Source organism: Sediminicoccus sp. KRV36 (assembly GCF_023243115.1).
GTDB lineage: Bacteria > Pseudomonadota > Alphaproteobacteria > Acetobacterales > Acetobacteraceae > Roseococcus.
Genome location: NZ_CP085081.1, coordinates 4,426,752 through 4,450,716 on the forward strand (window position 1 = coordinate 4,426,752; position 23,965 = coordinate 4,450,716).

The following is a 23,965-nucleotide window of genomic DNA, read 5'->3' on the forward strand; positions in this document are numbered from 1 at the left end:
TGAAACCCCGGCAAGAACCTCAGGTTCTTGCATCTCCGATGAATGAGTGGGGGGCTAGGCCAGGTGGGCGGCTGGCCCCAACAGGTGCTCGCGCATCCGCCCCTGCAGAATGGCGCCCTCACGCGGCGGCAAGGCCAAGGGCTTGCTGGCGGGGTCAATCTTCACCACCGCGAAGAACGGCCCCTCCTTCGCGTGGATCGCGGCCTTCAGCGCCGCCACATCCGCGGGGTCGGTCACGAACATGGTGCGCTTGATGCCAGCGCCCTGCGCCATCATCACCAGGTCCGTGCCGTGGCGCGTCGCTGTCTCCTGCATCCCAGTCTCGCCGTAATGCTCATTGTCCTGCACCACGATGGCGAGGTTGCGCGGCGCCTGGTGCGCGATGGTGGCGAGACTGCCGATGCCCATCAGCATCTCGCCATCGCCGGTCAGCACCAGCACATCCCGCTCGGGCTGCGCGAGGGCCAGGCCCAGGCCGATCATCGCAGCCCCCCCCATGCCGCCCCAGAGCGGCAGGTTCTGCGGCCCGTCGCCCACTGCCGTGATGTCCCAGGCCGGCGCGCCAAGCCCCGCCACCACCAGCATCCCGCCGCGATCCGCCAGCAGAATGCGCGTCAGATCCCGCCGGTCAATCTTCCCGGATGCGCCCAAAGCCACCATGGCGATCAATCCTTCCCGAAGGTCTTGGCGCCGAGCAGGCGCTGGCCCAGCAGCGTCGCCGTCGGCCGGAATGTGTTGAAGGCGAGCTTCAGCGTGGCTTCCACCGTGGGCGCCACATCCGCGGCCGCATCGGCGCGATGGACGATGGTGCCCATCGCCTCCAGCACGGCCTGCGTCGCCTGGCCCATGGGGATTTGCGCCGGATTGAACTCGCCATAATCGCCACGCATCGTGATGATCATCGGCATGGGCGTGCGGTGGATGCCCGAGAGCGAGAGCATGTTGATGCAATTGCCGACGCCGGAGGACTGCATCAGCAGCACCGACCGGTCGCCCCCCAGCCAGGCGCCCTGCATGAGGGCGATGCCCTCCTCCTCGGTGGTGAGGGTGATGACGCGCAGGGAGTTGTCCGCCAGGCAGCGCTTGATCAGGCGGGAATGGCCGGCATCGGGCACCAGCGCCACCTGCCGGACGTTGTATTGCTTGAGCAGGTCATAAATCTGGTCGGGCCAGGCTTCGGCCGCATCGGGGCGGGCCTCCAGCGTGTTGTTATCCATTGGGCGATCCATCGTCATCCTCCGTTCCCGCAAGTTTCCGCCGCGAGACGCCGTCTGACAAGCCTTGGCGCTTGATTTCCAGCCGCGCGGCGTGATTGAGAGAGGCATGCCCTTCCGCCATGCCATCGCCGGCACCTCCTATGTCTTCGACGACCTCCGGATGCTGCTGGCCCGCGCCACGCCCTTCCGCTCGGGCGATGCGCTGGCGGGTGTGGCTGCCACCAGCGCCGCCGAGCGCGTGGCCGCCCAGCGCGCCCTGGCCGATCTGCCGCTCCGGCATTTCCTGAACGAATCCGTGATCCCCTATGAGGCGGATGACGTGACGCGACTGATCCAGGACAGCCATGACGCGGCGTCCTTCGCGCCCGTGACACACCTGACCGTGGGCGGCTTCCGCGACTGGCTGCTGGCGGCGGAACCTGAGGCGCTGCCCGCAATCCGCCACGGCCTGACACCCGAAATGGTGGCCGCCGTCTGCAAGATCATGCGCATCAGCGACCTGATCGCGGTGGCGCAAAAATGCCGCGTGGTGACGCGCTTCCGCAACACCATCGGCCTGCCCGGCACGCTCTCCATCCGCCTCCAGCCCAACCACCCCACGGATGATCTTCGGGGTGTGGCCGCCAGCACGCTGGATGGCTTGCTGCTGGGGGCCGGCGATGCCGTCATCGGCGTGAACCCCGCCACCGACAATATCGAGCAGGTGCTGGGCCTGCTGACCATGCTGGATGACGTGCGGCAACGCTTCGACATCCCAACACAAAGCTGCGTGCTGTGCCATGTGACGACCGCGCTGCTGGCGATGGAACGGGGCGCTCCGGTGGACCTCGTGTTCCAATCCATCGGCGGCACGCAGGGCGTGAATGAGAGCTTTGGCGTGACACTCGGCCTGCTGCGTGAGGCCGAGGACGCGGCGCTCTCCCTCAAGCGCGGCACGCTCGGCCAGGATGTCATGTATTTCGAAACCGGCCAGGGCAGCGCCCTCAGTGCCGAGGCGCATCACGGCGTGGACCAGCAGACCATCGAGGCGCGAGCCTATGGCGTGGCGCGCGCCTATGCGCCGCTGCTGGTCAATTCCGTGGTGGGCTTCATCGGCCCCGAATATCTGTTCGACGGCAAGCAGATCATCCGCGCGGGGCTGGAGGATCACTTCTGCGGCAAGCTGCTCGGCCTGCCGATGGGGGTGGATATCTGCTACACCAACCACGCCGAGGCCGACCAGGATGACATGGACACGCTGCTGACCAGCCTGGCCGTGGCCGGGGTCACCTACATCATGGGCGTGCCGGGTGCCGATGACGTCATGCTGGCCTATCAATCCACCTCCTTCCATGACGGCTTGTATGCGCGCGCCGCCCTACGCAAGACGCCAGCACCGGAATTTGCCGCCTGGCTGGAGCGGATGGGCATTGGCCGTGATGAAGCGATTCCGCCCGGGCTGACGCCCGCGCTGATCGGCCTCGCATGAGTGCTGAGGATGAAGCCGGGGCGGCGCCAGTCCCGCGCCAACCCGTCACCCGCTGGGCCGATCTGCGGCGCTTCACCCAGGCGCGCGTCGGCATCGGCCGCGCCGGCAATGCCGTGCCGACCGCAGCGCATCTCGATTTCCAGGAAGCCCATGCCGCCGCGCGGGACGCCGTCTGGTCCGCGCTGGACGCTGAGGCGTTGCGCGCGGAACTCGGCCCCGTGCCGGTGCTGCACAGCGAGGCGGAGGACCGGCGCACCTATCTGCTCCGCCCTGATCTCGGCCGCCGCCTGCGCACCGCGGATCGTGAAAGCCTGCCGCGCACCGGCGGGACTGTGATCATCATCGCCGATGGGCTCTGTGCGTCCGGCGTGCAGTCGCAATCCGTGGCCATGGTGCGCGCGCTCGATGCCGCATGGCCTGTGGTGATGGTGCAGCAGGCGCGCGTGGCCATCGGCGATGATATCGGCGAGGCGATGGGGGCCGAGGCCGTGGTGGTCCTGATCGGCGAGCGGCCCGGGCTTTCCGCGCAGGACAGCATGGGCATCTACCTCACTTGGCAGCCCCGGCGCGGGCGGACCGACGCCGAGCGCAACTGCATCAGCAATATCCGCCCGGGCGGCATCAGCACCGCCGATGCGGCGGCCAAGCTGCATTGGCTGCTGCGCGGCGCCCGCGCGCTGGGTGCGACCGGCGTTGCGCTGAAGGACGACATGACGGCCGCGCCGCTTCTGGAGTAGGTTCGTGCCAACCAATCCAAGGGAGGCAAGAATGCGCTGGATCACCCTCATGCTCGCCGCGATGCTGGCCTCGCCAGCCGCCGCGCAGGACTTCCCCAGCCGCGCCATCCAGCTCATCATCCCCTTCCCGCCCGGCGGCAATACGGATCTCATGGCCCGCGCGCTGCAGCAGGAATTGTCCAAGGCGCTGGGCCAGCAGGTGGTGGCGGTGAATCGCGGCGGGGCGGCAGGCTCCATCGGCAATGCCGAGGTCGCGCGGGCGCGGCCGGATGGCTACACCATCGGCATCTCGCCCAACAACGCCATCACGACGCAGCCCTTCCTGCAAAGCGTCACCTATACGCCGGAGGGGTTTCGCTATCTCTGCCTGGTCTATGACAATCCGCAGGTGCTGATCCTGGGACGCAACGCGCCCTTCCGCGACTTCGCGGGCATGATTGCCCATGCGCGCACGGGCCGCGAGGCATTGGTCTTCGGCTCGCCCGGTGTGGGCAGCACGCAGCATATCCTGATGGCGCAATTGCTGCGCGCGGCCGGCGTGGATGGGCTGAACGTGCCCTTCACCGGCGCCGGCCCCATGTCCCAGGCGGCGATGGCCGGGCAGATCATGGCCTTCGTCGAGGCCGCGTCCATTCCCGCCTCCACCGGCCTGGGCGTGCTGGCCGTGCTGGGCACGCAGCGCATGGCGGCCTTGCCCGAAGTGCCAAGCACGGGCGAGCTGGGCTACCCCATGGCCGGCACCACTTATGGCGGGCTGCTGGCCCCCGCCGGCCTGCCCGACGCGATTGCCGAGACCATCGAGCGCGCCTGCCAGGCGGCGGTGACGAGCGAAGGCTTCCGCACCATCGCCGAGCGCCTGAACGCCGTGCCGAGCTTTCAGACCGGCGCGCAGTTCCGCGCACGCTTCCTTGCCGAGGCCCAGGTGAACCGCGCCCTGCTCGCTGATCTCGGCATCCAGCGCCAGTGAGCTCCATCCCGCTCGATCCGCTGCTGCTGGATGAGGATTTTCTTCGCGCCTCGGGCCCGGGCGGGCAGAACGTCAACAAGCTGGAAACCGCCGTGCAGCTGCGTTGGCGCGCGGCCGAAGCCGGCCTGGATGAACGCGTCTTTGCCCGGCTGAAGACGCTCGCCGGGCGGCGGATGACGAAGGACGGCGTGGTGATCATCGCCGCCCAAAGCCACCGCATGCGCGAACGCAACCGCGAGGATGCGCTGGCCCGCATGCAGGAATTGCTGGATGAGGCAGCGCGGCCGCCGCCCCCCAAGCGGCGCAAGACCAAGCCCACCAAGGGCTCGCAAACCCGCCGGATGGACAGCAAGACCAAGCGCGGCACGACCAAGAAGCTGCGCTCGGGGCCGATCAGCGATTGAGGCTGAGGTGTCGGGGGCCCTGCCCCGCGCCGCATCCGCACAGGGATCTCACCTGTTCCAGCGACCGGCGACACGCCACGCAGCCGGCGTTTTCTGGCCCCGGCAGACTTGCCCGTCCTGCGAGTGACAGGGAAACTTCGCCCGGGAGAGAACGACATGCCAAGCGCGACCAAGGGCGCGACCAGTTCCGGAAGCATCGAGACGCGGCATTCCTGGATCATCGCCTTCACGACACTGACCATGCTCGCCCTGGCCGCCGGCGCGCCCATGACGGTCGTCATCGGCCTCGTGCCCATCGCGGAGACGCTGGGGGCCGGCCGGTCGCTGCCGTCGCTTGCGACGTCGCTTGCCTATCTGGGCACGGGCGTGGGCGGGGTGCTGTGCGGCTTGCTGGCCGGCCGCTTTGGCCAGCGGGCTGTGGCGATCCTGGGGGGTGTCGCGATCCTGGGCGGCCTCGCGATCGCATCCCTGGCCGAGCCGTGGTCGCTGTTGCTGGGCATCGGCGTGGGGGTTGGGCTGTTCGGCAATGGGGCGCTGTTCCCACCCATGCTGGCCTACGTCTCGCTGTGGTTCGATCGGCGTCGGGGGACGGCGCTGGCCCTGGTCTCATCCGGGCAATACATCGCGGGCTTCGTCTGGCCGACGCTTTTCGAGCGCGTGATGGCGGTGATTGGCTGGCAGCGCACCATGCTGATCTACGGCGTCATGGCGTCGGCCATCATTGTGGCGCTTGCGGCCCTGTTCCTGCGCCCTCCGCCGGTACCGGTGGTGGGCGTTGGCAGCATTCGCCTCGTGCCCGGCGCGCAGGTTCTCGGCATGACGCCGAACAAGGCCCTGGCGCTGATCGCCGCCGGCAGCTTCCTCTGCTGCGTGCCCATGGCCATGCCGGCGGCCCATCTGGTCGCGTTTTGCGGAGACCTGGGCATCGCGACCTCGCGCGGGGCGGCGATGCTGTCGGTTCTGCTGCTTGCGGCCTTCCTCTCACGCCAGTTCTGGGGGTGGATCTCGGACCGGATTGGCGGCTTGTGGACTGTTCTGCTCGGCGGCCTGGCGCAGTTGCTGGGCATGCTGGGCTTCCTCGCCACGCAGGACGAGGCAGGGTTGTTCTTCGCCGCGGCCGCCTACGGTCTGGGCTTCGCGGGCCTGGTCCCGGCCTATGTGCTGGCCGTGCGGGAGCTTTTTCCCGCAGTGGAGGTGACCTGGCGCGTGCCGGCATTGCTGCTGTGCAGCCTTTCCGGCATGGCCTTCGGCGCCTGGCTGGCGGGCGTGATCTACGACGCCGTCGGCTTCTACGCAGCCGCCTGGTGGGTGGGGATCGGGTTCAATCTGGCGCAGCTTGCCCTGGTGGGCGGGCTGCTGTCTCGCATGGCAACGTCAGCGCCGAATGGGCCATGACGGCCCCAGGCCATCGGGCAGACGGAGGTGGATACCCTGCCGCTGGAGTGGCCCGCAGTCTCTCCCCGTGAAGGCCAAATCGGCGTCGCTCGCATCCGCAGCGATGGCGGGACCTGCCCCTGCGCCTCGCCCATGCCCGAGCGTCCTGGGAAGGGGAGGATGAACCCGCATCATCATCTGCGCCGGTGACTTCGCGTGCCTCTCCCGATCTCGCCGGATCATCCTGCATCAAGCGGCGGCCTTGCCGTGTCTTGATGGCGCAGCCGTGGTGCTGCCATCCACGTTCATATCCATCGGCACTTTCGAAGATGCGGACGCATAAAAATGCGCGATCAGGCGCTTCTGGCATGCAACCGCTGGCCAGCGGGGGTGTTCGCCATGAGGGTGTCTCCGTGCCGCGCCGCGAGCCCTTGGTGCAGCCATTGAGCTTTGCGAAAGGTAACAGTTGCTGTCGTCCCTTCGCTTCCACACCATGTCTGGCTGAATGAACCCGCCGCCCTTGTCCCCCCGACGCATGTTCCTGCTCCCGGCCCTCCTGGCGCTGGCTGGCTGTTCGACGTTCCGCCCCGATCCGGCTTCAGGGGTTGCCCTGCCGGCGCAGTTCAGCGCCGCTTCCGCTGACGCCGCAAATTGGCCTGATCCCGCCTGGTGGAGCGGCTTCGGCTCGCCCGAGCTGGATGCGCTGATGCAACAGGCTGTGACGGCCAATTTTGACATCCGCGCCGCGGTTGCACGGGTGCGCCAAGCGGATGCGCAAATCCGCATCACCGGCCAGGCCCTGCTGCCCAGCGGCAACCTCACCGGCACCGTCACGCACAGCCAGACGCCGCTTTCCACCGCGACAGCCGTCAACCTCAACGGGGCGGCGGCGCGCGGCCGCTTCACCCATCGCACCTTGTATGCGACGGGCCTCCAGGCCGCCTATGAGATCGATTTCTGGGGCAAAAATCGCGCGGCCCTCGTGGCCGCCCAGCAGAATCTCCAGGCCACGCGCTTCGATGTCGGCGCCATCACGCTCACCACCGAGGCCTCGGTGGCCAATACCTATTTCCAGATCCTGGCCTCGCGCGAGCAACTGGCGATCCAGCAGCAGAATTTGACGGCGGCGGAGCGGGTGCTGGCCATCCTGCAGCAGCGCGCAAACGCCGGCACCAGCACGGGCCTCGACATCGCGACGCAGCAGACGCTGGTGGAGCAGCAGCGCGCCGCCGTCCCGCCGCTGCGGCAATCCGTCCAGCAGAACACCTATTCGCTCGGCACGCTGACCGGTCAGGTGCCCGAGGCGGTGCCGGTGCCGCGCCTCAGCCTTGGCGATGTGCGCGTGCCGCCGGTGCAGCCCGGCTTGCCGTCGGAGGTGTTGCAGCGCCGGCCCGATGTCGGTCTGGCGGAAGCGACACTGGCATCGGCCCAGGCCAGCGTCGAGCAGGCGCGGACGGCGATGTTCCCCTCCGTCACGCTCAGCGCGCAGGGCGGCTTCCAGAACCTGGCGCTGGAAAACCTGCTGCGGCCGGGGTCGTCGCTGTTTTCGCTGGTGGGCGGGCTGACGCAACCCATCTTCCAGCTGGGCCAGCTTCGCGCCCAATACCGGCTGACCCAGGCCCAGGCCGAAGAGCTGCTGGAGAACTACCGGGCGGCGATCGTCGCCGCGCTGGTGGATGTGGAGAATGCCATCGTGGCGCTGCGCGAAACCACCGAGCAGGAAACCCTGCAAGCCGCCGCGACCCGCAGCGCCGAGCGCGCCTATGCCATCTCCGAGGCGCAGTTGCGCGCCGGCACGATTGATCTTCTCGCGCTGCTGATCACCCAGCAGACGCTGTTCAACGCTCGCAACAATCTCGCCCAGGTGCGCCTGGCGCGGCTGCAGGCCGCTGTCGGCCTGTTTCGCGCGCTCGGCGGCGGCTGGAGCTGAGGCCGAGGGAAAGACGCCATGCCCGATACCCCCATGCCGATCGAGCCACCACGGCAGAAGGCGCTGCCCGCGTCGGCAGAGCGCCCGAGCCTGCCCGCGCCTGAACCCGCGCGCCGTGGCGGCAAGGGCTGGCTGGTGCTGCTGCTGCTGCTGGCGGCAGCTGGGGGTGCCGCCTGGTGGTACTGGCCGCAAATTTCCGCGCGCTTCACCACGCAGCCCGCCGCAACCGCGCCGGGTGGCCGCCGCATGGGCGGCGCCGTACCGGTGACCGCGAGCGCCGCGCAGCGCAGGGACATCCCCGTGCAGCTGGACGCGCTCGGCACGGTGCAGGCGCTGAACGCCATCACCATCCGCTCGCAGGTGGATGGCATCCTGGTCGAAGTCGCCTTTACCGAAGGCCAGGAGGTGCGCCGCGGCGACGTGCTGGCGCGGATTGACCCGCGCAGCTACGCCGCCGCCCTTGCCCAGGCCGAGGCGAAGAAGGCCCAGGATGAGGCGGTGCTGGCCAATTCGCGGCTCGACCTCGAACGCTACGCCGGGTTGGTGCGCAGCAATGGCGCCTCCCGCCAGCAGCTCGACACGCAGCGCGCCCTGGTCGCGCAGAACGAGGCCCTGGTGCAGGCCGATGAGGCGGCCATCGCCGCCGCGCGCGTGCAGCTCGACTTCACCACCATCCGCTCTCCGATCGATGGCCGCGTCGGCCTGCGCCAGGTGGACCAGGGCAATATCGTGCGCGCGGGCGATGCCAATGGCCTCGTCCTGGTGGCGCAGGTGGATCCGATCTCGGTGATCTACACGCTGCCGCAGCAGGAATTGCCGCGCGTCATCGCGGCGATGAATGCCGGGCCGGTGGAGGTGCAGGTGATCGCGGCCGATGGCTCGGTGCGCGCCAATGGCGTGCTGCTGACACCGGACAACACGGTGGATTCGACCACCGGCACCATTCGCCTCAAGGCCACCTTCCCCAACCCGGACCGGCAGCTCTGGCCGGGCGCCTTCGTCAATCTGCGCATGCTGGTCGCCACCCTGCGCGATGTCGTGGCGATTCCGCTGGTGGCCGTGCAGCGCGGCCCGGACGGGCCCTATGGCTTCGTCGTGAAGGCGGATGACACGGTCGAGCAGCGCCCGATCACCCTCGGCCTGCTGACCACGAGCGATGCCGTCGTGACGCGCGGGCTGGAAGCGGGCGAGCGCGTGGTCACCTCGGGCGGGCTGCGCCTCAGCGCCGGCAGCCAGGTGGCGGTCACCGAGCCCGTGGTGCCGGCGAATGAGCCGCGCCGCCGCCGCCCGGGCGGACCACCCGCCGAAGCGGGCCAGGGCCGGCGGGGCACGCCCCCCGCCGCCGCCGCGCCGTGAACTTCTCCTCGCCCTTCATCGCGCGGCCCGTCGCCACCTCGCTGCTGGCAGTGGCGGTGCTGCTGATCGGCCTCTTTGGTTATCTGCGGCTGCCGGTCTCGGCCCTGCCCGAGGTGGATTTCCCGACCATCGAGGTGACGACGCAGCTCCCCGGCGCCTCGCCCGAGACGGTGGCCGTGCAGATCACCGCCTCGCTCGAACGGCAGCTCGCGCAGATCGCTGGGCTGGCGGACCTGATTTCGGTCAGCAGCCCCGGAACCTCGCGCATCACACTGCAATTCAACCTCGGGCGGGACATTGATGACGCGGCGCAGGATGTGCAGGCGGCGATCAACGCGGCGCGCGGCACCCTGCCGCTGAACCTGCCCTACCCGCCCACCTACGCGAAGGTGAACCCGGCCGATCCGCCGATCCTCACACTCGCGCTCACCTCCGATACACGGCCGATCCATACGCTTTCGGATGTGGCCGATACCCTGCTGGCGCAACGCCTCTCGCAGGTCAGCGGCGTGGGCCGCGTCACGGTGCAGGGCAATATGCGGCCGGCCGTGCGCATCCAGGCCGATCCACGCCGGCTCGCCGCCTACGGGCTTTCGCTGGAGGATATCCGCAGCGCCGTGGTGGGCGGCAACCAGGCGGGGCCCAAGGGCGCGCTGGACGGGCCGCGCCAATCCTCCTCGGTCATGGCCAATGACCAGATCACCTCGGCCCAGGGCTTCGCCGATCTCGTCATCGCCTGGCGCAATGGCGCGCCGGTGCGCATCTCCGATCTCGGCGGCGCGATCGAGGATCTGGAGAACACGCTCAACGCCGCCTGGTTCAATGACGCGCGCGCCGTGCTGATCGATGTGCAGCGCCAGCCCGGCGCGAATATCGTGGAGACGGTGGACCGCGTGCGGGTGCAATTGCAGAATCTGCAGGGCGCGCTGCCCAACGGCATCGTCCTCACCATTGTCTCCGACCGGACCGAGACGATCCGCGCCTCGGTGCATGAGGTGCAGTTCACGCTGATCCTCTCGGTCCTGCTGGTGATCGCGGTGATCTACCTGTTTCTGCGCACCGGGCGGGCGACGCTGGTGCCAGGCGTGGCGCTGCCGCTCTCGATCATCGGCACCTTCGGCGTGATGTGGCTCTGCGGCTTCTCGATGGACAATCTCTCGCTCATGGCACTGACCATCGCAACCGGCTTCGTGGTGGATGACGCCATCGTGATGATCGAGAACATCGTCCGCCTCATCGAGGAGGGCGAGAAGCCGCTGGCCGCCGCCTATAAGGGTGCGCGGCAGATCGGCTTCACCATCGTCTCGCTCACCGTCTCGCTGATCGCGGTATTCATCCCGCTGCTCTTCATGAGCGGCGTGGTGGGGCGGCTCTTCCAGGAATTCGCGCTCACGCTGACCATTGCGGTCGTCGTCTCCATGTTCGTCTCGTTGACGCTGACGCCGATGATGACCGGCCGCCTGCTGCGCCCGGCCGGGCAGGACCAGCCAGGCTGGGTGGCGCGCGTGGCCGAACGTGGCTTCGAATGGATGCGGGGGCACTACGCGCGCAGCCTCACCTGGGTGCTGCGGCATGAGGGATTGATGCTGCTGCTCACAGCGGCGACGCTGGCCGGCACCGTGGCGCTTTACGTCGTCATGCCCAAGGGCTTCCTGCCGGCGCAGGATACCGGGCTTTTGGTGATCACGACGGAAGGGCCCGAGGATGCCTCCTTCGCGCGGCTCGTGGTGCTGCAGCAGCAGGTCGCCGCCCTGGTCCGGCAGGATCCGGATGTGACGGGCGTCACCTCGATCGCGGGGGCGGGCACGGTGAATGCGGCGCAGAATACCGGCCGCATCACCGCCATCCTGCGACCGCGCGCCGAGCGAAGCGCCTCGGCACAGGAGATCGCGGCCCGGCTGACGCCACGGCTGGAAGCCGTCGCCGGGATCGAGACGCGCATCCAGGCGGTGCAGGACATCCAGATCGGCGCGCGCGTCACCAGCACGCAGTTCCAGTACACGCTGACCGATTCCGACGCGGAGCGGCTGCGGGCATGGGCGCCGCGCCTCGTAGCACGCCTGCGCGAGGCACCCAGCCTGCGCCAGGTGAGCAGCGACCAGCGCGAAGGGGGCCTGCGCATTCATGTCGAGGTGGACCGCGACCGCGCGGCGCAGCTCGGCGTGACGATGCAGGCGGTGGATGACGTGCTTTATGACGCTTTCGGTCAACGGCAGATTTCCACCATCTATGCGCAGAGCAACCAGTATCGCGTCGTGCTCGAAGCCTCGCCCGAAATGCGTGATGACCCGATGATGATCGGCCAGCTCCGCGTGCCGGGCGCGGCCAGCGGACAGGGGGGCAGCACGGGCGCCACCCAGGTGACGGCGGGCTCCACCGTCGCGGCCACATCCGCCAGCGGCAGCGGCAATTACCAGGTGCCGCTCTCGGCCATCGCCACCATCAGCCGCCGCTCTGGGCCGATGACGATCACGCGGCAGGACCAGTTCCCGGCCGTCACCATTGGCTTTGACCTCGCCCCCGGCGTTTCGCTCAGCCATGCCGTGACCGAGATCCGCGCCATGGAAGCGGCCCTCGGCCTGCCCGAGACGGTGACCGGTGAATTCTCGGGCGATGCGGCGGAATTCACCGCCTCGCTCTCCAGCCAGCCCTGGCTGATCCTGGCGGCGGTGGTGGTGATCTATCTTGTGCTCGGCATGCTGTATGAGAGTGTGGTTCATCCCATCACCATCCTCTCCACCCTGCCCTCGGCCGGCATCGGCGCCTTGCTGGCGCTTTGGGCCTTCGGGCTCGATCTTTCGGTGGTGGGGCTGATCGGCATCGTCTTGCTGATGGGGATCGTGAAGAAGAACGCGATCATGATGATCGACTTCGCGCTCTCCGCGCAGCGCGAGCACGGCCGCAGCCCGGAGGATGCGATCTACGAGGCCTGCGTGATGCGCTTCCGGCCGATCATGATGACCACCATGGCGGCGCTGCTGGGCGCCGTGCCGCTGGTGCTGGGCCATGGACCCGGCAGCGAGTTGCGCCTGCCGCTCGGCGTCTCGGTCATTGGCGGGTTGCTGCTGAGCCAGGTGATCACGCTCTATACCACGCCGGTCATCTATCTGGCGCTGGAACGCCTGCGCCTGCGGATCGCTGGGCCGGAGAAGCCCGCACCGGCAGCGGCCGAATAGAGTGAACATCTCCGAGCCCTTCATCCGCCGCCCCATCGCCACCACGATGCTGGCGGTCGGGCTCGCTTTGGCCGGAATCACGGCTTACTTCGCGCTGCCCATCGCGCCGCTGCCACGCATGGACATGCCGACCATCGTGGTGAGCGCGAGCCAGCCAGGCGCCGACCCCGCCATCATGGCCGCCTCTGTCGCGGCCCCCCTTGAGCGAAGGCTGGGCGCCATCGCCGGCGTCTCGGAGATGACCTCCACCTCCTCACTCGGCAGCACCTCCATCGTCGTGCAGTTCGACCTCAACCGGCGCGTGGCGGATGCGGCAAAGGACGTGATGGCGGCGATCAACGCGGCCGGCACCGACCTGCCAGCCGGCCTGCCCAACCCGCCCAGCTTCCGCAAGGCAAATCCGGCCGATGCGCCGATCCTCATCCTGGCCGTCACCTCGGACACGCTGGCGCCGGGCGCCGTCTATGACGCGGTGGACAGCATCATCTCCCCCCGCATCGCCCGCGTGGAAGGGGTGGCGCAGGTGCTGGTCACGGGTGCGGAGCAGCCGGCCGTGCGGGTGCAGGTGAACCCCGAGGCCGCGGCCGCGGCCGGCATCGGCTTCGAGGATATCCGCCGCACCATCACCGCGGCCAATGTCACGCAGCCCACCGGCCTGTTCGACGGCGCCGAGCAGGCCGGCGCCATCTCGGTGAATGACCGGATCGAGCGGCCGGAGGACTATGCCAACCTGATCCTCCGCGCCTCCAACGGCGCCATCCTGCGGCTTTCCTCCGTCGCCCATGTCGAGCTGGGTGTGCGGGACCGGCGGCAGGGCGGCACCTTTAATGGCCGGCCCGCGGTCATCATGGTGATCTTCAAGCAGCCCGATGCCAATGTGATCGAGGTGGTGGACGGCATCCAGGCCCTGCTGCCCGACCTGCAGCGCTGGGTGCCGGCCGGCGTAAACGTCCACACCATCCGCGACCGCTCGGAGACCATTCGCGCCAGCGTGCAGGAGGTGCAGCACACGCTGGTCATCTCCATCCTGCTGGTGGTGCTGGTGGTGGCGGTGTTCCTGCGGCAGCGGGCGGCGGTCATCGCCGCGGCCATCACAGTCCCGCTCTCGCTGCTCGGCACGCTCGCGGTGATGTGGCTGATCGGCTATTCGCTGGACAATCTCTCGCTCATGGCGCTGACCATTTCCGTCGGCTTCGTGGTGGATGATGCGATCGTCATGATCGAGAACATGGCGCGCATGCGGGCCAAGGGCATGGCGGCGCTGCCGGCGGCGATCGAAGGTGCCAGGCGCATCGGCTTTACCGTGATTTCCATCACGCTCTCGCTGATTGCGGTCTTCATCCCGCTGCTTTTCATGCAGGGCATCGTCGGCCGCATGTTTCGCGAATTCTCGGTCACGCTGGCCATCGCCGTGGCCTTTTCGGCCATCATCTCGCTGACCGTGACGCCGATGATCGCGGCCCGTCTGGCACCGGCGACGGAGCGCCCGCCCGGCTGGTTCGGCCGATGGTTCGAGCGCGGGATGGATGCGCTGGTGGGGGGCTATATCCGCAGCCTCAAAGTGGCGCTGCGGTTCCGGGCGCTGATGCTGCTCTTTACCCTCAGTCTCGTCGGCGTAACTGTCTGGCTCTACATCATCGTGCCCAAGGATTTCTTCCCGCAGCAGGATACCGGGCTGATCGCGGGCACGGTCCAAGCCTCGCCCGACACATCCTTCCAGAGCATGATGCTGATCCAGCAGCGCGCCGCCGAGATCATCCTGCGCGACCCCGCCGTTGCCTCGCTCGGCGTGTCCATCGGCGGTGGCGGCGGCAATTCGGGCAGCTCGGCCCGGATGTTCGTCTCGCTCAAGCCGCTGGAGGAGCGGCCAGGGGTGAGCGCCAATGATGTGATCAACCGCCTGCGCGCGCCGCTGGGCCGCCTGCCGGGCGCGCAGACCTTCCTGCGCGCGGTGCAGGACATCAATGTGGGCGGCCGCGCCGGCAATGCGCAATTCCAGTATGTGCTGCTCTCGCCGAGCCTGGAGGAGCTGCAAAGCTGGACAGAAACCCTGGTGCGGCAGCTGCGCACCCTCCCGCAACTGGCCGATGTCTCCTCCAACCAGGAGCGCGCCGGCCTCGTCTCCCGCCTCGTGGTGGATCGCGACGCGGCGACGCGGTTGGGCGTCAGTGTCCAGGCCGTGGGCCAGGCGCTGAACAATGCCTTCGCGCAGCGCCAGGTGAGCGTGATCTACCGCACCCGCAACCAGTATCGCGTCATCATGGAGGTGGACCCGAGCCTGACGGAGGATCCGCGCCAGCTGGAGCGGATCTATGTGCCCGGCCGGGGTGGCGTGCAGGTTCCCATCGGCGCCCTTGCCCGGCTGGAACGCGCCAGCGCGCCGCTCTCCATCACCCATCAGGGACAGTTCCCGGCCGCCACCATCACCTTCAACCTGCAACCCGGCGTGGCACTCGGCGAGGCCTCCGTGCTGATCGAGCAGGCCCAGCGCGCCATCCACATGCCGCCCTCCGTGCGCGGTGAGTTTGCCGGCAATGCCCGCGTGTTCCAGTCCTTCCAGACCGGGCAGACGGTGCTGATCCTCGCGGCCCTTCTGAGCATCTACCTGGTGCTGGGCATCCTCTATGAGAGCCTGATCCACCCGCTGACCATCATCTCCACTCTGCCCACGGCGGGCATTGGCGCGCTGGTCGCGCTGATGGTGACCAACACGCCCTTCACCGTGATCGCGCTGATCGGCGTGATCCTGCTCATGGGCATCGTGAAGAAGAACGCGATCATGCTGGTGGATTTCGCGCTGGATCATGAACGCGAAGGTGGCGAGCCAGGCGAGCAGGCCATCCTGGAAGCCTGCCGCGAGCGCTTCCGCCCCATCCTGATGACGACGCTGGCCGCGCTGTTCGGCGCCATTCCGCTCGCACTCGCCACCGGGCCGGGCAGCGAATTGCGCCAACCCCTCGGCATCGCGATCATCGGCGGCATGCTGCTTTCGCAATTGCTGACGCTCTACACCACGCCCGTCGTGTATCTGGCACTGGAGCGGCTCGCGGGTGGGCGCCGCGCAAGTCTGGCCGCGGTGCCGGCGGAATAGGGCACGCCGGCGGGCCAGAACTGCGAAACACGGCGGGGGCGGCCGGGTCGCCCCATCAGCACAAGCAGGTTGACGTCACCATGACCTGGTCCGGCCCCCAAAGTGCCGTCATTCGTGAACAGAGCCGGTTCTGCACTCGGATGGCTGCTGGGGTAAGCCCGCTGGGGCTCGTATGCGGGCGGGCTGCGTTGTCGTCGTTGCTCCATGGGTAGATGTTCCAGCGCAATGTCGTGCCAGACACCGCCATTCTTCTGCCGCCGGCACACCATGGCGAGCGAGGTCAGCTCGGCGCCACTGTCGCTGGCGATCACAACCGCATGCCAGCTCAAGGCGGGTGCATCCAAGGGGCAGGGTCTGACGACCCCGCCCCCCATGACAATCAGCAGCTTCCGCAGGGCTGGCTGCCGGACCCGGAAGCCATGTCCTGCGGGCGCGTCATGCGCCCTCCCAAGGCGATGCCACGCTTGCTTCGCCCCATCCGAGATTGGTATTGTAAAGGCGATGCATTCTCCACAGCCACGCCATCCGTTCCACACATCGCGTGCGGAAGACCGGCCCGGTCACGCGGTGGCATTATGGCTGACTGCCGCGTTCTGTGTGTTTCTTCTCGGACTGACGCTGTTTCTGGGCTTCACTTTCCTGCCGGAGTGGCGGGCCTCAGGCGCCTCCGCGATGGAAGCCCTGCTGCGTGATCTGCCGCTCGGCATCAGCATGAGTGGCGATTCGGTCCTGATGTTGGCCCTGAACAAGGCAGCGCTGCTGTGCCTCGCAATCCTGCCGGTCATGCTGCTTGAGGCCGCCCTGTGCGGCTGGCGGACTTCGTCCTTCGCGCGGTTGATGTCGGGGCGCTCCACCTCGGCCAATTATGATCTGCTGATGTTCACTCTGCATCTCGGCGGCTTGTGGAAGTTCGTGACCCAGATCTTCACCCTGGGCGGGATGATCCTGGTCACTGCGCTGACGGCCCAGTTGATCGTCCTGTGCGGGTTGTTCGGCATGCGCCTGCACACCGGGAGCGTGGTCGCGGACGTGGCCCTTGCCTTCGTGTTGTTCACCTTCACCGACTACTGGTCTCACCGGTTTTTTCACACGCGCATGTTTTGGCCGCTGCACCGCATGCACCATTCAGCGACCGAGATGACGTCGCTGAACCTTTGGCGAAACCATCCGGTCGCGCCGGCGATCGAGGCTTTCTTCAAGGTCTGGCCCTTTGCCCTGTTCGATCTGCCCCCCCTCGCGGTGACCGGAATCGGGCTTTTTGTTCTGGCCTATCTGCACCTGATCCATTCGAATATCGGCTGGCATTGGGGTTGGTTTGGCCGCTGGATCCTGATCCCGCCTGCGGGTCACTGGATGCACCATTCCGATGACCCCAATTTCTACGGACGCAACCTGGGCATACCGGCCATCTGGGACCGTCTGTTCGGCACCTTTGCCGACCCACGGCTGGCGGTTAGCGTGGAACGCCTGGGCGTCAACGATGCGTCCACAAATACGGGGCGTCTGCATGTCGAAGCCTGGCGGGATCTCGTCGAATGGCTGCGCGGCTTGTGGCGCCTTTTGCCGACTCCGGGGCGCGGCACGAAGATGACCAGCGGGGACTGACGGGCGGCAAGGTCGCTTCAGACAAACCCGTCCGGCAAGGCCGCATCGATGGCGCGGCGCTTCCGCGCCTGAAACAATTTCCGGTATACTGCTGCTGCCGCCTTGGGCTGGCGCCGCGCCAACCGCCGCGCCACCCAAAGGGCAGCCGGCTCGGTGAGCAGCTTCAGCACAAGATCCGCCATCGCGTGGCGTGGCGCCCGAGTGCCCAGCTTGAGGCTATGTAGCCCAAGCTGCACCAATTCATCCCGCAGGCCAGGCTCATGCACCAGCCAGGCGGCGAGCGCACGGCCCTCACGGTCTGCAATGCCAAGCCACCCTGCCTCGTTCATCGGGTGCAGATGAACAGCAGTCGCCGCGGGGGCATGAAGCACGCGCAGGCCATCCGCACTGAGCCGCCGGCCGAATTCGATATCCTCATGCCAACGCAGGTCTGGATTGAAGCCCCCATGCCGCCGCAGCAGGGACGTCTTGACCGAGAGGTTGAAGGTGTAGAAGGCGCGCCAGCCCAGATCCTCTCCCGCCGGCCGCACGGCCAGGGCTGCATCGTGATGCAGCACTTCAAACAGACCAGGCGGCGGCGCCTCCGGAAGGAGCAAACCGCCCAGCACGGCATCTGTCTCCGCGGGATGAGCGGCGTGCTGGCGCAGGTGCTCGGCGACCATGCCAGGCGCCGCGATGCTGTCGTCGTTCAGGAACAGCGCCAGCGGCGCGCGAGACGCGGCGATGGCGCGGTTCCGCGCGGCATTGGCACCGGCATTGCTCTGTGTGAGGCAGGTGATCGGCGTCGCCATGCGTGCCCCCGCTGCCAGGATCGCAGCGGCTGTCCCGTCGCTTGAGCCATCATCGACCATGATGACCTCCATGGTGCCGGGTGGCAGTTGCTGTGCGTCCAGCGCCGCGATGCAACGCAACGCGATCTCGCGCCGGTTGAAGGTCGGGATCAGGACCGAAATCGCGGGCGCGCCATGGGAATGCCCGGCCGCCACGGCCGTCATCGGCCTATGGGCCAGGCCCCCTCCCGCACCGTGCCACCGCGCTTGCGGATGAAGGCCATCATATAGGGTTTGAGCGGCGTCGGCGTCAGCCAACCGATCGCTTGCCAAGCCCGCGCCACGGCCACCTTGTCCAGGTGATAGAAGGGCCTGCCCACGTAGAGATAGCTGCAATGCTCATAGCGATCGACCGGGAAAAGCCGGCGAAGCGCGGCCGGGGTGTTCATGTGGTAGACGGGGGGGAAGCTGTCCTCCTCCTGCCGCCGCGGCTCCAGGCGGCGCAGCACAGCGGCATGCAGCGATGACGGGATCAGGCGCGCGCCCACCGCAATGGCGCCCCATTTGTTCGGCGTCCAGGCACAAAGCCAGCCGCCCGGCCGCAGCACACGGTCGAGTTCCTGTGCCCAGAACACCTCATCCTCGACATGTTCCAGCACCGAGAACGCGGAAATGAGATCGACCGAGCCATCGGCCAGCGGCAAGGCCGCGCCGGGTGCCAGAAGCAGTTTTTCATCGACCTGGGGGTTTTCGGCGATATCGGGGTCAACATCGCAGCCGATGACGCGGGCGCAACGGCCACGGAAATCCCCGAGCCAGCGCCGCAAGGGAACTGGATCCTGCGACCATTTGCCACGTCCTGCACCGAAATCCAGCACCACCATATCCGGGTGCAAAAGGGCGTTGACCCTCAAGATGTAAGCCATACGGTGGTCGCCGCGCGGGTATCCGCCGGCTGCTATTTCGGGGTGAATCAGGTGCTCAACGGAAACATCTGCCATGTCACGAAAACCTAGCCATCAGCCAGCGGGTGGGCAATGGGCACGTGAAAATACATTGACCCGTGGGCATAATACATACGATGTTTTTCAAGCGTATATATCCGCCGGCCAGGCATCAAGGATCAAACAGGTGGTCAACGGGATGCTCCGCTTCAGCCAGGAAAACTGCCGATCAGCAGTGGGCCCGACATCCAGGGCAGGACGGTAGATGAGGCAAGGCATGATGAGCATTCCACGCCGCGCTCTTCATCGCCTGGTCTTCGGTGCGCCCGCCCTCATCCTCCCCCACCGGGCAACGGCGCAGGTGGTTGATGTTGGAACAGGCGGTTCCTTTGTCTCACTCGCCACCGTGCCCTGGGCAAGTCTGCGCCCCGGCGATGAGGTGGTACTGCGCCCTGGAACCTATTCCTTGCCGGCGGTCATCACATCCCGTGGCACGCTGGAACGTCCGATCGTGGTGCGCGGCGGGCCCGGCGTTGTCGTGCGCACCTCCATCGTGCTGGAGGGTGCGAGGCATGTAAAACTCAGCGGCCTGGTGATTGAGCGTGCGCGGCATTCAGGTGTCATCGTCCGCCGCGGCTCGGCCTTCATCACCGTCGAAGGCTGCACTGTGCGGCAATGTGGCCTCGGCCTCTGGATTGGTGATGGCGCGGGCGGCGGGCACCGGTTCATCGATAACTTCCTGCACGACAACCAGACCCATGGCGTCGCGATCGATGTCATCAACGCACCGGTGGGCGAGGAGACGCTGATCTCCGGCAACCGCATCGCGCGCAATGTCATGCATGGGGTGGAGATCAACGGCAACCGCTACATCGTCGAAAAGAACCTGGTCTGGGACAATGGCCACGGGCTGAGCGGAACCTCGGGCATCCATACCTTTGCGCGCGATGCCAGGCAGGATGCCGGCAAGGACAACATCATTCGCTACAACATCATCTGGGGCCAGAAGGAAACGACAGGTCAGGATGGCAACGGCATCCAGCTCGACCAGTGGTGCGACCGCAATCAGGTCTATTTCAACCTGTGTTTCGGCAATGACGGTGCCGGCATCGTGCTGTTTGATGCCGCGCAGAACCGCGTGGATAACAACACGCTCTACGACAATATGCGGGACAGCGGCGGACGGCACGCCTACAAGGCCGATCTGGTCCTGGCGAGCGACTTCACCAAGAATGTCGATCACGTCTTTGACAATGTGCTGCGCAACAATCTGGTGGTGACGCGGCGGGCGCCCGTCGCTTGCGTCTATGTCGATCCATTCGCCGCGCGCCGGACACGCGAGATGGCCGGAAATCTTTACCACCACGCCGGCAATGGAACAGCTTTTGTCTGGAATGCGACCCGCCTCGGCGGGCTTGCGGCCTGGAACGCGGCCAAACCCGGCGGGCCTGACCTGTCGGCCGATCCGATGTTCGCGGATCCGCAACGCCTCATGGCGGATCCACCCGATCCAGCGGGGCTGCGCCCGCGCCTGCCAGCGACCCGCACGGGGTCCAATGCCAATGGGGTCTCCGTGACGCGCGATCTGCTCGGCGCGGCCCTGACCTTGCCGCCGATCGGCGCGCTTCAGCCCACCGCCTGAGTCACGAATGGCGCGGATCGGAATCGACGCGCATGTCCTCGATGGCAAATTCCAGGGGAGCCGCACCTGGACCGAGAATGTGCTCCTGCATCTGCCAAAGACGCCCGGCGGCCACACCTGGGTGATCTATTCCGCCGACCCTTCGGCGACTCGCGCGCAATATCCCGCACCCTGCTTTGAGCACCGCCGCATCGGCGCAAAAGGGCGCCTTGCGCGCTTGCTCCTGTTCTGGCCGTTTGCCGCGGTGCGGCACGGGCTGGATGCGCTGGTGACCAATTATGTCGCGCCACCACTCTGTCCCGCGCGTCAGATCGTCGTGCTGCATGACCTGCTGTTCGAGAGTAATCCCGGCTTTTTTCCACCTCTGATGCGCTGGCGGTTGAAACTGCTGTGCCGTTTGAGCGCCTGGCGCGCGGCGGCCATCCTCACCTGCACGCGCCATGCGAAAGCCGAGATCGCCCAGCGCTATCGCGTGCCGGAGGGGCGTATCCACCTGGCGCCTGCAGCCGCCGCCCCACCCGCACCGCCGGGGGATGAAGACCTGGCGTATATCCAGGCGCTGCAACCGTATTTTCTATGTGTCGGGCGGCTTGAGCGGCGCAAGAATATCGGCCTGGCCCTGACCGCCAGCGCGCCATTGAGGGCGGAAAGCATACGCCTCGTCGTTGTCGGTCGGGAAGACACCGATGTCGGCGATCTGCCGCAGGCGCTTGCCGAAGCACCGGGGGTTGTGCATCTGCGCGATGCCTCGCCTGCGCTGTTGAGCGGCCTCTATGCCGGCGCCACGGCGCTGATCTTCCCCAGCCTGGGCGAAGGATTTGGAATCCCCGTTGTCGAAGCTTTGGCCAGTGGCACGGCCGTCATCGCCTCCGCGCATGGTGCGATCATGGAGGCGGGCGGTACCGTCACCCATTACTTCGACCCGACAAGCCCCGATGCGGCAGCGACCCTCGAAGGGTTGATGCGGCGCGCGGTCGTCGGCGAACTCACGCCCGATCCAGTGCTGGTGGCGGCGCATCTTGCGCAATTCGACTGGGCCAGAAGCGCCGCGGCTCTCGACGCCGTCGCGACTGAGGTCAAGCGGTGACAGCCCCCCCTTCTTCGCCAAAGCTGATCCGCGCTGCCGGCCTCGACGTCACTCTTTTCGTCATGTTCGTCGCATCAGGATTTTGTGGGCTGGTTTACCAGATCGTCTGGGTGCGTCTCGCCTTCGCTGAGTTTGGCGTGATCACGCCCGTGCTGTCGGTCGTGCTGTCGGTCTTCATGGTGGGCCTGGGCATCGGAACCTGGCTCGGCGGGCCGGTCGCCCGGCACCTGGGCGCGCGGTTCGGCATTTCGCCCGTATGGCTCTACGCGGCAGCCGAGTTGCTGATCGGCCTCGGCGCGTTCGTCGTACCGGTGATGTTCAGTGCAGGAAGCGACTGGCTGCTGACGCAGGGGGCGTCCAGTTCATCGCGCTATCTCGCCTTGTCGGCGCTGTTCATTGCCGCAGCGCTGCTCCCCTGCTGCATCATGATGGGTGCGACGCTTCCCCTGATGATGGATTTCCTGCGCCAGGCGAAGCGCGATGATACGCGCAGCTTCAGCTTCCTCTATTTGGCGAATGTGATCGGCGCGATGCTCGGCACCATCGCAACCGCGGTCGTGCTGATCGAGGTCTTTGGTTTTTCGCACACATGGAAGATCGCGGCGGGCCTGAACCTGTGCATTGCCATCGCTGCCCTGGTTCTTGCCCGTCGGGTGCCGCATGCGCCGCTGCCGCTGGCCACCATGGCCCGCCGGGCAGCAACAGCGCCTGCCGGGTCCTGGCGCCTATGGGTGCTGTTCACCACCGGCTTCACGAGCCTGGCGCTGGAGGTGGTCTGGACGCGCGCCTTCACCTTCGTGCTGCACACCACGATCTACGCCTTCGCCATGATCCTGGCGACCTATCTGCTGGCGACCTGGCTCGGCTCGCTGGCCTATCGCGTGCAGCACAACAGCCCAAAGGCGCCGGGCAATGCCGGGTTGCTGCAGGCCCTCGGTCTCGCGGTGCTGCTACCGGTGGTGCTGAACGACCCGGCCATCCAGGCGAGCACGGTGATCGTGCTGGCCAGCATCCTGCCGGCCTGTTTCATCCTGGGCTATCTGACGCCCCGCCTTGTTGATGAATACTCCCAGGGCAATCCCGATCTGGCGGGCCGCTGCTACGGATTGAACATCCTGGGCGGCATTCTTGGGCCGCTCGTTGCCGGCTATCTCCTGCTGCCTTTCCTGGATGTGCGGGTCGCGCAGATCGTGCTCGCCGGCCCGATCCTGGTCATGGCCGCCGTGTCGCTGTCGAGCGCCACGGCCGGCGCGGCGCGGCGCGTTGGCGTCGGGATCACGGCCGCAGCCTTGCTCGTCATCGGCGGGGCATTCAGCCACAGCTATGAGGAGGGCGCCGTCCGCAGCGGCCCGCGCGAGGTGCATCGCGACCACGTCGCGACGGTCGTCGCCTTCGGGCAGGGCATGGATCGCGGCCTGCTGGTCAATGGGACGGGCATCGCGAAGCTCACGCCGATCACGAAAGTCATGGCGCATCTGACCCTGGCCGAGCACGGGGCCGCCCAGTCAGCCGCGGCGATCTGCTTTGGCATGGGCACCACATTGCGTTCGATGCACAGCTGGGGGATCGAGGCGGTCGGTGTCGATCTGGCGCAATCCGTGATCGACACCTTCGGCTTCTTCCATGCCGATGCCGCTGCGATTGCGGCGGACCCGCGCATCACGCTGATCGCCGATGACGGCCGGCGGTTTCTGCAACGCGCCGGCCGCAATTACGATGTCATCGCGGTGGATCCACCGCCACCGCCCGAGGCCGCTGGCTCCAGCCTGCTGTATTCGACCGAGTTTTACGAAGCGGTGAAGGGGCGGCTGGCGCCCGGCGGATTGATGCACCAGTGGCTTCAGACCGGAAACCAGCCGATCCTGCGGGCCAGCCTGCTGTCGCTGGCGGAGGCTTTTCCCCATGTGGAGATCTATTGGTCGGTCGAGAACTGGGGCATCCATGTGCTGGCTTCGATGCGGCCGATCCGCGTGCTGACGCCCGCCGAGCTGCTGGCCCGGATGCCAGAGGCGGCGCGGGCTGACCTGATGGAATGGTTCCCCGGCCGCACGATCGAGGAGGTGACGAGGGCGATCCTCGCGCGGCGCGTGTCTGTCAGGGATATCCTGACCGACCCGGCCGGGACGCCACGGATCACCGATGATCGGCCGTATAATGAATACTATTTGCTGCGGCACCGCGGCTTGATGCGGTGAGC

The 23,965-nt window shown here is 67.3% G+C and carries 17 protein-coding genes; 13 read left to right on the top strand and 4 right to left on the bottom strand.

Annotated features, from left to right (window positions below; translation table 11 throughout):
• Positions 1 to 54: 54 nt before the first annotated feature.
• Positions 55 to 660, bottom strand: a complete 606-nt coding sequence (locus LHU95_RS21090) for a thiamine pyrophosphate-dependent enzyme (RefSeq protein WP_248708927.1) — start codon at positions 658 to 660, stop codon at positions 55 to 57.
• A gap of 5 nt (positions 661 to 665) precedes the next feature.
• Positions 666 to 1,229 (bottom strand): phosphonopyruvate decarboxylase, encoded by a 564-nt coding sequence (locus LHU95_RS21095; protein WP_248708928.1) that lies wholly within the window; start codon positions 1,227 to 1,229, stop codon positions 666 to 668.
• A 94-nt stretch (positions 1,230 to 1,323) separates the two neighbouring features.
• Between LHU95_RS21095 and LHU95_RS21100 the strand changes: the two genes are divergently transcribed.
• The 10 genes from LHU95_RS21100 to LHU95_RS21145 all read left to right on the top strand — a co-directional run bounded on the left by LHU95_RS21100 (position 1,324) and on the right by LHU95_RS21145 (position 17,325).
• Positions 1,324 to 2,685, top strand: a complete 1,362-nt coding sequence (locus tag LHU95_RS21100; RefSeq protein WP_248708929.1) for an ethanolamine ammonia-lyase subunit EutB — start codon at positions 1,324 to 1,326, stop codon at positions 2,683 to 2,685.
• A complete protein-coding gene (gene eutC / locus LHU95_RS21105; RefSeq protein ID WP_248708930.1) occupies positions 2,682 to 3,422 on the top strand; it encodes an ethanolamine ammonia-lyase subunit EutC in 741 nt (246 codons plus the stop codon). The genes LHU95_RS21100 and eutC overlap by 4 nt, the downstream gene beginning before the upstream one ends.
• A gap of 31 nt (positions 3,423 to 3,453) precedes the next feature.
• A complete protein-coding gene (locus tag LHU95_RS21110) occupies positions 3,454 to 4,389 on the top strand; it encodes a tripartite tricarboxylate transporter substrate binding protein (RefSeq protein ID WP_248708931.1) in 936 nt (311 codons plus the stop codon).
• Positions 4,386 to 4,793 carry an alternative ribosome rescue aminoacyl-tRNA hydrolase ArfB gene (arfB, locus tag LHU95_RS21115; RefSeq protein ID WP_248708932.1) on the top strand — a complete coding sequence of 136 codons (408 nt, stop codon included), beginning with the start codon at positions 4,386 to 4,388 and terminating at the stop codon, positions 4,791 to 4,793. The genes LHU95_RS21110 and arfB overlap by 4 nt, the downstream gene beginning before the upstream one ends.
• A 156-nt stretch (positions 4,794 to 4,949) precedes the next feature.
• A complete protein-coding gene (locus LHU95_RS21120) occupies positions 4,950 to 6,188 on the top strand; it encodes an MFS transporter (RefSeq protein ID WP_248708933.1) in 1,239 nt (412 codons plus the stop codon).
• A gap of 499 nt (positions 6,189 to 6,687) precedes the next feature.
• Positions 6,688 to 8,097 carry an efflux transporter outer membrane subunit gene (locus LHU95_RS21125; protein WP_248708934.1) on the top strand — a complete coding sequence of 470 codons (1,410 nt, stop codon included), beginning with the start codon at positions 6,688 to 6,690 and terminating at the stop codon, positions 8,095 to 8,097.
• 18 nt (positions 8,098 to 8,115) lie between these two features.
• Entirely contained in the window at positions 8,116 to 9,453 is a 1,338-nt protein-coding gene (locus LHU95_RS21130) for an efflux RND transporter periplasmic adaptor subunit (RefSeq protein WP_248708935.1), read from the top strand.
• Positions 9,450 to 12,629, top strand: coding sequence for an efflux RND transporter permease subunit (locus LHU95_RS21135; protein WP_248708936.1), 3,180 nt, complete (start codon positions 9,450 to 9,452; stop codon positions 12,627 to 12,629). Before LHU95_RS21130 ends, LHU95_RS21135 begins: the two co-directional genes overlap by 4 nt.
• A 1-nt stretch (position 12,630) precedes the next feature.
• Positions 12,631 to 15,720: an efflux RND transporter permease subunit gene (locus LHU95_RS21140; RefSeq protein ID WP_349292637.1), complete on the top strand. Its 3,090-nt coding sequence runs from the start codon at positions 12,631 to 12,633 to the stop codon at positions 15,718 to 15,720.
• Between the two features lie 501 nt (positions 15,721 to 16,221).
• Positions 16,222 to 17,325: a sterol desaturase family protein gene (locus tag LHU95_RS21145; RefSeq protein WP_248708937.1), complete on the top strand. Its 1,104-nt coding sequence runs from the start codon at positions 16,222 to 16,224 to the stop codon at positions 17,323 to 17,325.
• Positions 17,326 to 17,342: 17 nt separating this feature from the next.
• Here the strand turns inward: LHU95_RS21145 and LHU95_RS21150 are convergent, their stop codons facing one another.
• Together LHU95_RS21150 and LHU95_RS21155 are read right to left on the bottom strand one after the other, a co-directional pair.
• Complete coding sequence (locus tag LHU95_RS21150) at positions 17,343 to 18,320, bottom strand: glycosyltransferase (RefSeq protein WP_248708938.1); 978 nt, start codon at positions 18,318 to 18,320, stop codon at positions 17,343 to 17,345.
• Positions 18,317 to 19,096, bottom strand: coding sequence for a class I SAM-dependent methyltransferase (locus tag LHU95_RS21155; RefSeq protein ID WP_248708939.1), 780 nt, complete (start codon positions 19,094 to 19,096; stop codon positions 18,317 to 18,319). The genes LHU95_RS21150 and LHU95_RS21155 overlap by 4 nt, the downstream gene beginning before the upstream one ends.
• A gap of 223 nt (positions 19,097 to 19,319) precedes the next feature.
• On the opposite strand from LHU95_RS21155, the gene LHU95_RS21160 reads away from it, so the two are divergent.
• From LHU95_RS21160 to LHU95_RS21170, 3 genes are read left to right on the top strand one after another with little or no spacing between them, the layout of a single operon-like run.
• Positions 19,320 to 20,681 carry a right-handed parallel beta-helix repeat-containing protein gene (locus tag LHU95_RS21160; RefSeq protein WP_248708940.1) on the top strand — a complete coding sequence of 454 codons (1,362 nt, stop codon included), beginning with the start codon at positions 19,320 to 19,322 and terminating at the stop codon, positions 20,679 to 20,681.
• 7 nt (positions 20,682 to 20,688) lie between these two features.
• Complete coding sequence (locus LHU95_RS21165) at positions 20,689 to 21,768, top strand: glycosyltransferase family 1 protein (RefSeq protein ID WP_248708941.1); 1,080 nt, start codon at positions 20,689 to 20,691, stop codon at positions 21,766 to 21,768.
• A complete protein-coding gene (locus LHU95_RS21170; RefSeq protein WP_248708942.1) occupies positions 21,765 to 23,963 on the top strand; it encodes a fused MFS/spermidine synthase in 2,199 nt (732 codons plus the stop codon). The genes LHU95_RS21165 and LHU95_RS21170 overlap by 4 nt, the downstream gene beginning before the upstream one ends.
• The last annotated feature ends 2 nt before the right edge of the window (positions 23,964 to 23,965 follow it).